Origin of the sequence: Streptosporangium sp. NPDC050855, assembly GCF_044456585.1 — a bacterium.
In the GTDB taxonomy this organism is placed as follows: Bacteria; Actinomycetota; Actinomycetes; order Streptosporangiales; family Streptosporangiaceae; genus Streptosporangium; species Streptosporangium longisporum.
Genome location: NZ_JBITFY010000003.1, coordinates 433,472 through 447,904, shown reverse-complemented (window position 1 = coordinate 447,904; position 14,433 = coordinate 433,472). Strand labels below are relative to the sequence as shown.

Below are 14,433 nucleotides of genomic sequence, written 5' to 3'. Positions count from 1 at the left end.
TGACGATAACCGGTCCCGGAGCGGCCGGTGCCCCCGGGGTCCTGTGATTCCGGGGGGCCGGTGATTCCGGGTTCCGGTGATTCCGAGGCCCGGTGAGAACGCCCCGTCGCCACCCCGTCGTCACCCCGTCGCCGTCCCGTCACGGTGGCGTCGCCGGTCGCCCCCGGGCCGGGTCACGCGGGCGGGCCGGGCCGGTCAGACGAGGCGGAAGCGTACCCGGTCGCCGGGGCGGAGCTGGGCGGCCACGGCGAGATCGGCCGAGGTCAGGACCGCTATGACCGGGTAACCACCGGTGGGCGGGTGGTCGGCGAGGAAGACGATCGGCTGTCCGCTGGGCGGTACCTGGACCGACCCGGCCACCATGCCCTCACTGGGCAGCTCGCCCTGCCGGGCCCGTTCCAGCGGGGCCCCGCGCATCCGCACGCCGACCCTGTTGCTGTCCTGGCTGACCTCGTACGGCTCCGCGCAGAGGGCGGCCGTCGCGCCGGGGGCGAACCAGTCGTCCCGGGGACCCGGCAGGACCCGCAGGACGCCCGTGCCCGGCGGGGGCGAGGGCGGCGGGGGCGCGGCGTCCACGGTGATCGCGGCCAGGCCGGAGGCCGGTCCCAGCGGCAGGACGGTCCCGGCGCGGAGCGGGCCGGGGCCGAGCCCGGACAGGGAGTCGGTCGAGCGGCTCCCCATCGTGACGGGCGCGTCGATGCCGCCCCGGACGGCGACGTAGCTGCGCAGGCCGCTCTCGGGCGGCCCCACCCGCAGCCGCGCGCCCGCCGGGACCCAGAAGGGCGCGTACATCCCCTGCGGCACGACCCCGCCCGGCTCGCGCGTGAACCGGTTCGAGGGCTCGTGCCGGGGCTCGTGCGAGGACTCACGCGGGGGTTCGTGCGGGGGTTCGCGCGGGGGTTCGTGCGGGGAGAGGACCTCCAGCGGGCAGGGGGCGCCGGTCACGACGGCCCAGGCTCCGGTGACGAAGCGCAGCTCGGTCCCGCCGAAGGTCAGCTCGATCCCGGCCGCGTCCTCGGGGTTGCCGACCAGGCGGTTGGCCAGCCGCAGGGCCGGCCCGTCCGCGGCACCCGAGCGCGGCACCCCGAGATGGGCGTACCCGGGCCGCCCCAGATCCTGCACGGTGGCGTACGGCCCCGGCGCGATCACCTCGATCATGGTCCGTGAACCGCCTGGAAGCGCACCCGCGTCCCCGGCGTGAGCAGCGCGGGCGGGTCGGCGTCCACGTCCCACACGGCCGTGGCCGAGCGGCCCAGCAGCCGCCACCCGCCGGGGGAGGCCGAGGGGTAGACCGCCGAGTAGGGGCCGGCGATCGCCACCGACCCGGCGGGCACCGACGTGCGCGGGGTGTCCAGCCGGGACACGTGCAGCGCGGGGTCCAGCCCGGTGAGGTAGGCGAACCCCGGGGCGAAGCCCAGCCAGCCCACGGTCAGCTCCCGGCCGGTGTGCCGCTCGACCACCTCCCGCCGGGAGAGCCCGCTCAGCGCGGCCACCTCGTCGAGGTCGGCGCCGTCGTACACCACCGGAAGGGTCACGGCCGCCGGGCGGGCGGCGTCGCCCGCGTCCGCCCCGGCCGCCGCCTCCAGCAGACGGGCGAGCTCGTCGCGCAGCCGCGCCGGGTCGCCCCCCGGGGCGACGACCAGGACCGTGGCCGGGCCCGGCACGATCTCCGCCACCCGGGCCGGCCGGTCGGCGCGCAGCAGGGCGTCGAGGCGGTGGGAGACCTCCAGCGAGCCGGTCTCCACCAGCAGCGCGTGCTCCCCGGCCCGCCGGATCACCGGGCGTCCCCCGCCCCGGGCCCGCTCACGCGGGTCCCCGCACGTCCGCGTCTGTCGCGTCTGCCGCGCCTTCCGTGCCTTCCGTGCGACGGCCCCTCCGCGGGCCCCTCACGCGAAGGACCTCAACGTCACCCCGGCGTCCACCAGGCCGTCCCGTACGGCCCGGGCCAGCAGCACGGCGCCGGGGGTGTCGCCGTGCACGCAGATCGAGCGCGCCTGCACGGCGACCCGCGTGCCGTCCACCGCGTCGACCACCCCCTCGGTGGCCATCCGCACCGCCCGGCGGGCGACCGTGGCGGGGTCGTGCAGCACAGCGCCGGGGGAGCGGCGGGAGACCAGCGTGCCGGCCCCGGTGTAGGCGCGGTCGGCGAACGCCTCCACGACGGTGGTGACGCCCTCGCGGGCGGCGATCTCGTGGACGGCCGAGCCGGGCAGGGTCAGCACCGGCAGGCTCGCGTCGTGGTCGGCGACCGCGGCCACCACCGCCTCGGCCTGCTCGGGGTCGCGGCAGATCCGGTTGTACAGGGCGCCGTGCGGCTTGACGTAGGAGACCCGGCCGCCCATCGCCCTGGCGATGCCGTCGACCGCCGCGAGCTGGTACAGCACCTCGGCGCAGAGCTCCTCGGGGTCGACGTCCATCTCGCGGCGGCCGAACCCGGCCAGGTCCCGGTAGGAGACCTGGGCGCCGATCGCCACCCCCCGGTCGACCGCGGCCGCGCACGTGCGGCGGATGGTCAGCGGGTCACCGGCGTGGAAGCCGCAGGCCACGTTGGCGCTGGTCACCACCTCCAGCAGGGCCGCGTCGTCGCCCAGCCGCCAGATGCCGAAACCCTCGCCCAGGTCGGCGTTCAGATCGATGACCATGGTCCACCTACACCGGGGGCTCGTCGGGAATGTCGGCGATGTCGTCGAGGGCGATGGCCAGCTCCTCGGGGTCGTCGCCGATGCGCTCGGCGATCTCGATCAGCACGTGCAGCACGTCGTGCCGGTCGTGGCCCAGGTCGAGCAGCCGCTGCGCGGCCTCCCACAGCTGGGGCGGGTCGCCCTCCCACAGGCGGGCGGCGATCTCCTCGTGCCAGGCCAGGTGCTCGTCGTAGTCGTGCCTGTTGAGCTCGCCGGCGTGGTCGATGCCCAGCAGGATCCGCCGGTCGCCCTCGTCGGCCGGGTTGAGCAGGCCGAGCTTGATCTCGCCGTGCGTGCCCTGCAGGAAGGGGAACGCGAACACCCTCCTGGCCAGCGCCGACAGGTCGCCGTCGGGCAGCAGCCGCTCCAGCAGGTCGCGGTCGAGCCCGAAGGTCGTCGGGTCGCGGTAGGCCTCGGCGAACTTGCCGGTCGCCTCCCAGACCGCGTCGAGCGTGGCCCGCAGCCCCTCGTCGGGCAGGCCGGTCCTGGCGGCGGCGAACCGCGCCCAGGCCCCCAGCACGTGCGGCACCGCCTCCTGCTCGGCGCCGTTCAGCATCACCTTGCGCGGCAGCCAGTCGAGCAGGAACGTCTCGCACTTGGTCGGGCTCACCCGCAGCGGGCGGCCGAAGTCCTGGTCGCAGCCGTAGTCGATGATGTGGTCGGCACACCGGGAGGCCGCCGACGGGTCGGACAGGTGCTCGGCCGCGTCCGAGGAGAGGAACTCCGCGGCCAGCATGGCCCGGCGGTCGCGGCTGTAGGGGGCCTCGCTGTGCAGCGGGGCCGGCCGCTTGCGGCCGGGCGGCAGCGCCTTGATCCGGGCCCGCGCGAAGGCGTGGTAGGCGCTGTAGCTGTCGCTGACCGGCACCGCCGCCCTGCGGTGGCCGTACTCGGCGGTGGCCTTCATCGCCGACTCCAGCAGCGCCCTGGCCTGCTGTGGCTCGATCTCCTCGAACCTGAGCATCGGGTTGCCCTCGGACTCGGCCCGTACCTGCTCCAGCAGCTTGTCGACGTGTGAGGAGACCCAGGCGTCGCGGGCCATGCCGCGCATGTTGTAGTCGACGATCATCACCAGTGCGTGCCGGTCCTCGGCGCTGTCGGACCCCCGGTAGCCGAAGGTGCACACCACGGTGTCCTGGTCGCCGTAGGCGTCGCGGGAGACGAAGCAGCCGGTGGGCTTGACCACGCCCAGCCGGTCGGCCCAGCGCGGCCTGGCCACGTCGCGCTCCATGAGCGCCAGCGCGGCGCCCTCGGCCTTGGCGGCCTGGCGGGCCGTGCCGAGGTAGGCCAGCGTGATCAGCAGGGTGAGGGCGGCCGGTGAGCCCGCCTTGGCCGCGTAGTCGACCAGCCCCTCGCCGAGCACCTGCTCGGCGTCCCCGCGCTTCAGCCGCCGGCCCCACCAGGCCCCGACCATGTCGGAGACCATGAGCTCGGCGTCCAGCGGGCTGCGCACCGCGAGCAGCTCGCGGGCGGCGAGCAGCATCTCGGAGAAGACCGCTTCGGGGGACCGGCTCTCGCGAGGGTCTCGACGGTGTCGCCGGATCAAGCGGTCTCAGCCTCCCCCGTCGGCCAGGTGGGCCGGTGACGGACGCCGCCGCCCTGACCGACCCGCTCGCCTCGCTCGCTCACGCCCCGACCTTCTCGCATTCCCGGTCCAAACGGTGCGTAGAAGACGGCCGGGTCCCCCGATGCTACCGGGGACCGCGGGGCGGCGGCGCGGAGTTGACGAGGGCGAGCAGATGCTCGCGGGCGACGCGCTCGACGACCTCGGGGGTCGCCTCGATGCCCAGATGCTCGGCACAGGCGCGGACGTCGGCCACGCACCTGCCGATGGTCTCGGCGGGAACGGTCAGGAACTCGGCGGCCAGGTGAGAGGTCACCGGCTCGTGAGCGGGCATGGGCGACCCGGCGAAGCGGGCGGTGAGAACGGGCATGGCTGTCGCATTCCTCCCGGTTTCCGGGGGTCATCCCCCGGATGCGTCGGCGGGGACGTGCGTTCTCATTCCACAACTTATCTCGGCGGTGTCAACCCTCGCGGGCGTGATATGGAAAGCTTGCCCCGTGTCTTGACTGAATTCTGCAACAACGGAGTAAACGAGTCTCCCCGAAGGGGGAGCCGGATTGACGGCGAGTCAGTAGCCTGAACTCGCCCGTGAGGCCGACGGAGATGAGGTGGGGAGTTGCCGGGACGGTCCGGCCCGATCCTGCTAGGGTCCTGGCCGCAAACGTTCGACGTCGCAGCGGCGGCCGGCCGGCGCCCGCGCGGAGGCCCCCGCGCACGGGTGCGGGGATTCCGGTCGTCCCGGGGACGGCGTTCAGGGGGTGTGCCGACCGCATCCGGGGCGGGGCTTCCGTCCGCACCTGCCCATCGCCGATGATGTACTCCAGGATCCGGTCCCCCGGAGCCGCGCTACGCCAATTCGCAAGTTTGGAGATGTGCCTCGTGGGAGACCCTGGCACGCGACGGAGGTGCCGACCATGAGCGCCGAAACCTCCGTGCCCCGTTCCCGGGAGTCGGGTGTGGACATCTCAGACTCCGGCCTGTTGCAGGGCCTGCTGTCGCAGTCGCCGTTCGCCTTCGCGTTCTTCGACCCGGACGGCCGCTTCGAGCGCGTCGACGAGGTCTTCGCCGACGTGGTCGGCCTGCCCGCGGAACGGCTGGTCGGCCGGGCCCCGGCCGAGCTGCTCTCGGCCGACCTGACCGCCCTGATCGAGGCCTCGGTACGGGCCATCGTGGCCAAGGCCGAGGTCAGGCAGGACCAGCGGATCCGCGTCCGCAGCGCCGACGGCGAGCCCCGGCACTGGTCATTGACCTTCTCCCCGATCCACGACGGCTCCGGCGCGCTCCGGGCGATCTGCCTGGTCGGCGTCGACATCACCCGCAGCAGGCAGGTCGAGGAGGACCTCAGGCGCAGCGAGGAGCGCTACCGCTCGCTGGTCGAGGCCCAGTCCCAGCTGGTGTGGATCACCGCCCCCAACGGGACGGTGCGGGAGGACGCGCCGCAGTGGCGGGCGATCACCGGCCAGGGCCTGGAGGAGTACCTCACCCACGGCTGGCTGGAGGCCGTCCACCCCGACGACCGCCCGCAGACCGAGGAGGCGTGGCGCGAGGCCCTGCGCGGCCGGAGCATGTTCGAGTGGAGCTACCGGGTCCGCACCCGGGCCAGCGGCTACCGCTACTTCGAGGTGCGCGCCGTCCCGATCATCCGCCACAACCGGGTCGTCGAATGGGTGGGCGCCAACACCGACGTCACCCCGCAGCGCGAGGCCGAGGAGATGCGCGGCCGCCTGACCGACCAGCTCGGCGCCGCCGCGCTGCGGACCGCGCGCCTGCAGGGCGCCACGGCCATACTGGCCGAGGCGCTCACCGTCGAGCAGGTGGTCCAGGTCATCATCGACGTCGGGCGCACGGCTCTGGCGGCCGACCGGTCCGCGGTGGCGCTGCTCGACGTGGACCGGGCCGCGCTCAAGCTGGTCAACAGCGGGGGCATCCCCGAGGTCCCCGGCGCGCCCGGCGAGGAGATCCCGCTCTCCCACTCCAGCGTGATGACCATGGCGGTCAACAGCCGGCGGCCGGTCTTCGCCGAGTCGCCCGAGAGCCTGCGCTCCCAGTTGGTGGACGCGGGAGGCGACGACGAGGCCATCACGGGCTTCCTCGCCCACAGCGACGAGCGGGCCTGGGTGGGCCTGCCGCTGCTGGCGGCGGGCCGGGCGCTGGGCGCGCTGCGGTTCTCCTTCACCCGCCCGCAGAAGATCTCCCAGGAGGACGGCGTCTTCCTGGAGGCCCTCGCCGGGCAGTGCGCCCTGGCCGTGGAGCGGGCGACGCTGTTCGAGCGCGAGCACCGCACCGCCGAGACCCTCCAGCGCAGCCTGCTGCCCGACCGCCTGCCGGTGATCCCGGGGCTGGTCCTGGCCCAGCGGTTCCGCTCCGGCAGCCGCCACGTGCAGGTCGGCGGTGACTGGTACGACGCGTTCGTGCTCCAGGACGGCCGGGTCGCGGCCGTGGTCGGCGACGTCATGGGCAAGGGCGTCAAGGCCGCCGCAGGGATGGGCCGGATCCGCAACGCCATGCGGGCCCTGGCGCTGACCAATCCGCCGCCCGCGGCGGTCCTCACCGGCCTGGACCGGGTCTTCGAGGCGACCGAGGAGGAGGAGCAGGTCACGACCCTGGCCTACATGGTCGTCGAGCCCGGCACCGGGGAGGGCACGCTGGCGCTCGCCGGTCACCCGCCGCCCCTGCTGGTCTCCCCTCAGGGCGTTCCGCTGCTCTGCGACGGCGAGCCGGGCACGCCGCTGGGCTGGCCCACCAGCCGCAGGCAGTTCCGGTTCTGCGTCCCGCCGGGGCACACCGCCGTCCTGTACTCGGACGGCCTGGTGGAGAACCGCAAGCGCGGGCTGGATGCCGGGCTCGCTGATCTTTGCTCTGTTGTGACCGAAGCGCCACCCGAAGTCGTGGGAAGCCCCCACATGTTGCTGGATTTCCTCGTCGATCGCATGCTGTCTGGATATGAGCAGGATGACGACGTCACGGTGCTCGCGATCCACGTTCCCCCAGCCACGAAGAGTGACTGAATGAAACAGTCATAACGGTTGCTTTCGGGTATCGGTGCCTCGCTTCCGTACGCACTACTCTCTTGGTCGGCCTAGGGTGGAGGGCAACCGCCAGGAGGCGGCCGTATGGATCACGGTGTCATGCCACAATGCTGGACAGGTGCGTCGCGGCTCGCGCGGCCTCGGTAACCACGGCCAGGGGTGAAAAACCACTGGCCGGACATCTGGATCCATTCTCGTCACGCTTTCCTTCGAGAGGTGTTCGTGTCGCCTGCAAGTTCGACTCGCTCGAAGCCATCCGAGCTGAACGAGCCCGTCATTCAGCAGCTGATGGAGCGGGGGCGCTCGCAGGGGTTCCTCGAGTCCGAGGATGTCCGCAAGGCCGTCGAGGAAGCGGACATTCCGATGGCGCAGGTCGCTGGAATCCTGCGAAGCCTCAGCAAAGAGGGCATCACCGTACGGTTGACCGCCGAGGATTCCGCGGGTCCCAAGAAGCCCCGCACTCCCGCCAAGCGCCGCACCGCCCCTGCCGCCCCGGCCGTCAACAAGAAGACCAAGACCGCCGCGGCGGCGGCCAAGGAGCAGCCGGAGACCGTCACCGCGGTCGTCAGCGGCTCCGAGCCCGCGCCCGCCGCCAAGAGGCCGGTCCCCGCCCCGCCCAAGAAGGCCGCTCCCGCGGCCAAGAAGCCGGTGCCAGCCCCGCCGCCGAGGAAGGCCGCGTCCGCGGCCGCCGCCCCGGCGACCCCGGCGACCGCCGCTCCCAAGCCGCCCGCCGGTGACGACGACGAGGTCATCGACCTCGAGGACGTCGAGATCGAGGACTTCGACCTGGAGGCCGTGGCCGAGGTCGAGGTCGAGGTCGAGGTGGAAGCCGAGGCGGAGGTCGAGGTGGAAGCCGAGGCCGAGGCCGAGGCCGAGGTCGAGGAGGAGCCCAAGGTCGAGGCCGTCCAGGTGAACGAGGACGAGGTCCTCATCCTCACCGACGACGACGACGACGCCCCGGTTCCCCAGGTCGCGGCCGCCGGCGCCACCGCCGACCCGGTCAAGGACTACCTGAAGCAGATCGGCAAGGTCCCCCTGCTCAACGCCGAGCAGGAGGTCGAGCTCGCCAAGCGCATCGAGGCCGGCCTGTTCGCCGAGGAGCAGCTCGGCACCGACGGCGAGAAGCTGCCGGTGGACGTCCGGGCCGAGCTGGAGTGGATCGCCGAGGACGGCCGCCGGGCCAAGAACCACCTGCTGGAGGCCAACCTCCGCCTGGTGGTCTCGCTGGCCAAGCGCTACACCGGCCGCGGAATGCTCTTCCTGGACCTGATCCAGGAGGGCAACCTGGGCCTGATCCGCGCGGTCGAGAAGTTCGACTACACCAAGGGCTACAAGTTCTCCACGTACGCCACCTGGTGGATCCGGCAGGCGATCACCCGGGCCATGGCGGACCAGGCGCGGACCATCCGCATCCCGGTCCACATGGTCGAAGTGATCAACAAGCTGGCCCGCGTCCAGCGGCAGATGCTCCAGGACCTCGGGCGCGAGCCCACCCCGGAGGAGCTGGCCCGCGAGCTCGACATGACCCCCGAGAAGGTCGTCGAGGTCCAGAAGTACGGGCGTGAGCCGATCTCCCTGCACACCCCGCTGGGCGAGGAGGGCGACAGCGAGTTCGGAGACCTCATCGAGGACTCCGAGGCGATCGTCCCGGCAGACGCGGTCAGCTTCACGCTCCTGCAGGAGCAGCTCCACTCCGTTCTGGACACGCTGTCCGAGCGCGAGGCGGGCGTGGTCTCGATGCGCTTCGGCCTGACCGACGGTCAGCCGAAGACGCTGGACGAGATCGGCAAGGTCTACGGGGTGACGCGCGAGCGCATCCGGCAGATCGAGTCCAAGACCATGTCCAAGCTCCGCCACCCGTCCCGGTCGCAGGTCCTGCGCGACTACCTCGACTGAGGATCCGCCCGGCCACAGCAGGCCCGCGCCGTCCGGCGCGGGCCTTGCCGGTGTCGACGGGGGCTTGACGGTTCACCGGAACGACCCGGACTCCCGTCCCGCAGATGCGGCGGAGGCCGGGGGAGATCGTCCGGTGTCGAGGGATCGGGTCCACCGGGGGCGGGGGCCGGGGCGGGACGATCACACCATGACGACCGTCACACCATGACGTCGAGCGTCCACGACGACCGTCCGCCCGCGGGCGCCGCGCCCAGGGCGACGGAGTGCCCCAGATGGTCCAGCACCTTCGCGAGTTCCTGCGGGCTCTGCGGGTCGACGTCCCCCTCCAGCAGCGAGCGGGCGATCACGCCCCTGGTGGCCTTGGCCATGTGGCTGACCACCTTGCCCTGCCGGAGCACCCGTACCGCCACCGCCCTGGCACCGGGCCGCCAGGCCGTCACGTAGGTGCTGGACCGCAGATCCACCACCAGGCCGGGCTCGGCGTCGAGCAGCGGGGTGATCCGCGGGCGCCAGAAGGCGCCCAGCCCGCCGAGCGGGGGAAGCCGCACCCCCATGGAGAGCCGGTACGGCGGGACGCGGTCACCGATCCGCAGCACCCCCCACAGGCCGGAGAAGATCAGCAGGCTCTCCGACGCCCGGCCCGCCGCCTCGGGGGAGAGCGAGGCCAGGCCGAGGTTGTCGTAGAGCACCCCGGTGTAAAGGTCGGCCGCGGCCAGCGTGGGCGCGGTCCGCAGAAGCAGGTTCCTGCCGATCTCGGCGGCCGTCCCCGGAGACAGCCCGAGCACCTCAGCGGCCGAGTCCCTTTCGCACAGGGCGCCGAGCGCCTCCAGGACGTCCTCCCTGGCCGGGGTGAGAGCGGGGAAGCTCAGCCGGGACAACTCGAGGGCCGGGCCGTCGCCGTGCGAGGCCTTTCCCTCGGACGGAGGCAGCAGAATCAGCACGGTTGCCGAGCATAGTGCGGCGACCGGGGAGTTAGGATCCTTCATCATGATCGATGTGGGCTTCGACCGGCTGGTCGACCAGGCCTGGCCGGCGATCCACCGGGTGGACGCGGACGGCTGGGTGCTGCGCGCCTCGGGCGGGGTGACCAAGCGGGCGAACTCCGTGCTGCCGCTCGGTGAGCAGGACGATCTCCAGGCCGCCGTGGAGCGGGCCGAGGGGTTCTACGCCGACCGCGGCCTGCCGAGCGTCTTCTCGATCGGGGGCGGTGCCACACCGGGCCTGGACGCATTGCTCGGGGCACGCGGCTACCGGGTGGTGGACCCGACTCTGATCATGACGGCCGACCTGTCGGAGGAGGCGGGCGTGCCCGGCGGGAACGGGGTGTCCGAGGGGGCCGGGGCGGCCGCGGAGAAGACCGGCCCGTCCGCGGACGGGGTCGAGCTCACCGGGGAGCCCTCACGGGCCTGGCTGGACACCTGGTGGAGCGTGGACGGCAGGATCGGCGCCGACGGCCTGGAGACGGCCGCGCGCATCCTCACCGGGGTGCCCGCCACGTACGCCTCGCTGGGCCCGGGGGCCGTGGGGCGGGGCGTCGGGCAGGGCGGGTGGTTCGGGATCTACGCCATGGCCGTGCTGCCGGACGAGCGGCGCCGCGGACATGGGACGAGAGTGTTGCGTGCCCTGCTCTCGCACGCGCGAGGGCGGCGAGGGCAGGGCACACAGCGGGCATATTTAGTCGTGGTGGAGTCCAACACCGCTGCCAGGGCGCTGTACGAGCGTCATGGCTTCACGGTGACGGGCCGGTATCACTACCGGGTCCGATGATGACCCCATCCGTTGGATTATCGTTCGTCGTTGCCTGCCGGTGCCGGAGTGTCGCTGAGACGCGCGGACTCATCCTGGATGCTGGCGCCCTTGTCTCTCAGCACCGCCACGTGCTGACGCCCGTGGTGGGCGCAGAACAGCAGCTCCCCCCCTACGGGCAGGGTTGCGCGGATGTAAGCCTGGGCGCCACACCGGTCACAGCGGTCCGCAGCGGTCAGCTGCTTGGCGGGGGCGAGGGTTCCAGTCACGTATCGCCTTTCAGGTCATCCCCTGAGGTGGAGGATCTGGCGCAGTCACTTGAGAGAACATCTAACCCGATACGAACGTTCCCAACCGACCCCCTGCTACGCCCAGAGCAGAAAGTGACCGACAGTGACGATGATCACGCCGGATGTGACGACGGCGCCCTCCGGGAGGCGGACCTGTACCCGCTCCGGCGCGAAGAACGGTAAGCTGCGCACACGTGTTCGACAGACGGGGAGTGGGGCGTGACCGCAGTTAGCGCGGAGACGGGTTATACGGCCCGTCACCTGTCGGTGCTGGAGGGTCTGGAAGCCGTCCGCAAGCGTCCGGGCATGTACATCGGCTCCACCGACAGCCGCGGCCTCATGCACTGTCTCTGGGAGATCGTGGACAACGGGGTCGACGAGGCCCTGGCGGGTCACTGCACCCGCATCGAGGTCGAGCTGCACGCCGACGGCTCCATCGAGGTCCGTGACAACGGCCGTGGCATCCCCGTGGACGTCGAGCCCAAGAGCGGCCTGGCGGGCGTCGAGCTCGTCTACACGAAACTGCACGCGGGCGGGAAGTTCGGCGGCGGCTCCTACGGCGCCTCGGGCGGGCTGCACGGTGTCGGCGCCTCCGTCGTCAACGCCCTGTCCTCGCGGCTGGACGTCGAGGTCGACCGGGGCGGCAGGATCCACGAGATCAGCTTCCGCAGGGGCGTTCCCGGCGTCTTCGACGGCGACGGGCCCAAGGCCAAGTTCAAGAAGAAGTCCGGGCTCCGTGACGGCGGGCCCGCCGCCAGGAACGTCACCGGGACCCGGGTGCGCTTCTGGGTGGACCACCAGATCTTCCTCCCCGAGGCCGAGGTCTCCCTCGACGAGATCCACGTCCGCCTCCGCCAGACCGCCTTCCTGGTGCCGGGCCTGACCCTGTCCGTGCGCGACAGCCGCGGTGAGGAGCCCGTCGAGGAGGAGTTCCGCTTCGACGGCGGGATCTCGGAGTTCACCGAGTTCCTCGCCCGCGACGAGGCCGTCTGCGACGTGCTCCGCCTGCAGGGGACCGGTCACTTCCACGAGACCGTCCCGGTCCTCGACGACCTGGGGCACATGACCCCGACCGAGGTCCAGCGCGAGCTGACCGTGGACGTGGCGGTGCGCTGGGGCAAGGGCTACGACAGCACCGTCCGCTCCTTCGTCAACGTGATCGCCACCCCCAAGGGCGGCACCCACGTCAACGGTTTCGAGCGCGCGCTCGTCCGTACCCTGAACGAGCAGCTGCGTGAGACCCGGCTGCTCAAGAACGGCGACGCCCCGGTCACCCGGGAGGACATCATGGAGGGGCTCACCGCGGTGGTGACCGTCCGGGTGCCCGAGCCGCAGTTCGAGGGCCAGACCAAGGAGGTCCTGGGCACCTCGGCGGCCTCCCGGATCGTGGCCCACGTCGTCTCGCGCGAGCTCAAGGAACTGCTCACCAACCCCTCGCGCACCGCCAAGCCGCAGCTCCGCGCGGTCCTGGAGAAGATCGTCGCGGCGGCCAAGGCCCGCATCGCCGCCCGCGAGCACCGTGACAACCAGCGCCGCAAGACCGCCCTGGAGAACTCGGCGCTCCCGGCCAAGCTGGTCGACTGCCGCAGCGACGAGGTGGACCGCAGCGAGCTGTTCATCGTGGAGGGCGACTCGGCCCTGGGCACCGCCCGGGCGGCCCGTGACTCGGAGTTCCAGGCGCTGCTGCCGATCCGGGGCAAGATCCTGAACGTGCAGAAGGCCTCCGTCGCGGACATGCTCAAGAACGCCGAGTGCGCCGCGATCATCCAGGTCATCGGCGCGGGATCCGGCCGCTCCTTCGACATCGAGGCCGCCCGGTACGGCAAGGTCATCCTGATGGCCGACGCCGACGTCGACGGCGCGCACATCCGCTGCCTGCTGCTGACCCTGTTCCACCGCTACATGAGGCCGATGGTCGAGGCCGGACGGGTCTTCGCGGCCGTGCCGCCGCTGCACCGGATCGAGGTCACCAACCCCGGCCGCGGGGACAAGTACGTCTACTGCTACTCCGACGCCGAACTGCACCGGGTGCTGCGCGGCCTGGAGAAGCGGGGCAAGCGCTGGAAGGACCCGGTCCAGCGGTACAAGGGCCTGGGCGAGATGGACGCCGACCAGCTGGCCGAGACGACCATGGAGCCGCGTCACCGCACGCTGCGCCGGGTGCGCATCGAGGACATCGAGGAGGCCGAGCGCATCTTCGCGCTCCTCATGGGCAGCGACGTGGCCCCGCGCCGGGAGTTCATCGTGAGCAGTGCCGCCGAGGTCGACCGCGACCACATCGACGCCTAGTTCCCGGCGCCCCCGGGCGCGGTGATCCGTTACCCGGCCCGTACGGCCGTGGCACCGCTCGCGACGGTGCGGGCCGCGACGTCCTCGATCGGACGGCGCACGGCCCGGACCGCCGTGCCGTGCCGTGCCATGGCGTGGCGTGGCGCCGGCTCATGTCACGCACGGGGGCGTTGCAGTGAGGGCCCGGCGCCTCGTGCCAGGGGCCGGTGCCTTGTCCCGTGGTTCGGTGCCTTGTCCCAGGGCCCGGTGTCTCGTCCCGGGGTCCGGGACGAGACACCGGGCCCTGAGGCTCAGATGTCGACCGGAAGCAGCTTCCCGGTGCGCACGTCGTAGACCGCGCCGCCCACCGGCATGCCCGGCGGGAGGAACGGGCTGGTCCTGATCCGGGTCAGGTCGTGACGCAGCGCGGCGTCCTGGTCGGGGACGGTGTGGAAGTCCAGGCTGCGGGTGTCGACCCCGCGCCGGGCGGCGATCGCGTGCACCTCCTCGTCGGTGACCTTGGTCATGCCGCAGTCGGTGTGCGGCATGACCAGCACCCGCTCCACTGCGAGCAGGTTGACGGCCAGGACGAGCGTGCGCAGGACGTCGTCGGTCACCCGGGCCCCGGCGTTACGGAGGATCTTGGCGTCGCCGCGCTTGAGGCCGAACACGCCCAGCGGGTCGATCCGAGAGTCCATGCAGGTGACCACGGCAAGGCCGCGCGCGGCCCTGCCGGTCAGCTCGGAGTCGGTGAACGTGGCGGAGAAATCCTCGTTGGCGGCCAGCAGGTCGTCGAAGGCACTCACGTACGCATCCCTCGGTCGGTGGAAGTCAGTAGATCAATGATGCTTCATGCCCGTTTCAGGATTGTTTCCGGGCCTGTATCGAGTGAGGACTTGACCAAGATCCTGCCATGCTCCGTCGCTTTCGGTGATGATGTCGTCACCCGACGTCCGACAGGT

The 14,433-nt window shown here is 72.2% G+C and carries 12 protein-coding genes; 4 read left to right on the top strand and 8 right to left on the bottom strand.

The genetic code is table 11. The features are described 5' to 3' along the window. Positions 1 to 195: 195 nt before the first annotated feature. From ACIBCT_RS10015 to ACIBCT_RS09995, 5 genes are all read right to left on the bottom strand, one after another. Positions 196 to 1,158 (bottom strand): biotin-dependent carboxyltransferase family protein, encoded by a 963-nt coding sequence (locus ACIBCT_RS10015; RefSeq protein ID WP_399187023.1) that lies wholly within the window; start codon positions 1,156 to 1,158, stop codon positions 196 to 198. Further along, positions 1,155 to 1,778: an allophanate hydrolase subunit 1 gene (locus ACIBCT_RS10010; RefSeq protein ID WP_399187022.1), complete on the bottom strand. Its 624-nt coding sequence runs from the start codon at positions 1,776 to 1,778 to the stop codon at positions 1,155 to 1,157. Before ACIBCT_RS10010 ends, ACIBCT_RS10015 begins: the two co-directional genes overlap by 4 nt. A gap of 108 nt (positions 1,779 to 1,886) precedes the next feature. After that, positions 1,887 to 2,642 (bottom strand): LamB/YcsF family protein, encoded by a 756-nt coding sequence (locus ACIBCT_RS10005; RefSeq protein WP_399187021.1) that lies wholly within the window; start codon positions 2,640 to 2,642, stop codon positions 1,887 to 1,889. A 7-nt stretch (positions 2,643 to 2,649) separates the two neighbouring features. After that, a complete protein-coding gene (locus ACIBCT_RS10000) occupies positions 2,650 to 4,161 on the bottom strand; it encodes a hypothetical protein (protein WP_399187170.1) in 1,512 nt (503 codons plus the stop codon). A gap of 208 nt (positions 4,162 to 4,369) precedes the next feature. After that, positions 4,370 to 4,612: a hypothetical protein gene (locus ACIBCT_RS09995; RefSeq protein WP_399187020.1), complete on the bottom strand. Its 243-nt coding sequence runs from the start codon at positions 4,610 to 4,612 to the stop codon at positions 4,370 to 4,372. 544 nt (positions 4,613 to 5,156) lie between these two features. Here ACIBCT_RS09995 and ACIBCT_RS09990 point away from each other — a divergent pair. Both ACIBCT_RS09990 and ACIBCT_RS09985 read left to right on the top strand, forming a co-directional pair. Further along, positions 5,157 to 7,250: a SpoIIE family protein phosphatase gene (locus ACIBCT_RS09990; protein WP_399187019.1), complete on the top strand. Its 2,094-nt coding sequence runs from the start codon at positions 5,157 to 5,159 to the stop codon at positions 7,248 to 7,250. Between the two features lie 243 nt (positions 7,251 to 7,493). Further along, complete coding sequence (locus tag ACIBCT_RS09985) at positions 7,494 to 9,167, top strand: RNA polymerase sigma factor (protein ID WP_399187018.1); 1,674 nt, start codon at positions 7,494 to 7,496, stop codon at positions 9,165 to 9,167. A gap of 197 nt (positions 9,168 to 9,364) precedes the next feature. Here ACIBCT_RS09985 and ACIBCT_RS09980 read toward each other — a convergent pair whose 3' ends face one another. Next, positions 9,365 to 10,108, bottom strand: a complete 744-nt coding sequence (locus ACIBCT_RS09980) for a YaaA family protein (RefSeq protein WP_399187017.1) — start codon at positions 10,106 to 10,108, stop codon at positions 9,365 to 9,367. A gap of 46 nt (positions 10,109 to 10,154) precedes the next feature. On the opposite strand from ACIBCT_RS09980, the gene ACIBCT_RS09975 reads away from it, so the two are divergent. Further along, positions 10,155 to 10,934 (top strand): GNAT family N-acetyltransferase, encoded by a 780-nt coding sequence (locus ACIBCT_RS09975; protein WP_399187016.1) that lies wholly within the window; start codon positions 10,155 to 10,157, stop codon positions 10,932 to 10,934. 17 nt (positions 10,935 to 10,951) lie between these two features. Here the strand turns inward: ACIBCT_RS09975 and ACIBCT_RS09970 are convergent, their stop codons facing one another. Then, complete coding sequence (locus tag ACIBCT_RS09970) at positions 10,952 to 11,182, bottom strand: hypothetical protein (protein WP_344896189.1); 231 nt, start codon at positions 11,180 to 11,182, stop codon at positions 10,952 to 10,954. Positions 11,183 to 11,422: 240 nt separating this feature from the next. Here ACIBCT_RS09970 and ACIBCT_RS09965 point away from each other — a divergent pair, with 240 nt between their 5' ends. Continuing rightward, complete coding sequence (locus ACIBCT_RS09965) at positions 11,423 to 13,492, top strand: type IIA DNA topoisomerase subunit B (RefSeq protein WP_399187015.1); 2,070 nt, start codon at positions 11,423 to 11,425, stop codon at positions 13,490 to 13,492. A gap of 290 nt (positions 13,493 to 13,782) precedes the next feature. Here ACIBCT_RS09965 and ACIBCT_RS09960 read toward each other — a convergent pair whose 3' ends face one another. Then, complete coding sequence (locus tag ACIBCT_RS09960) at positions 13,783 to 14,277, bottom strand: beta-class carbonic anhydrase (RefSeq protein WP_399187014.1); 495 nt, start codon at positions 14,275 to 14,277, stop codon at positions 13,783 to 13,785. Between the last annotated feature and the right edge of the window lie 156 nt (positions 14,278 to 14,433).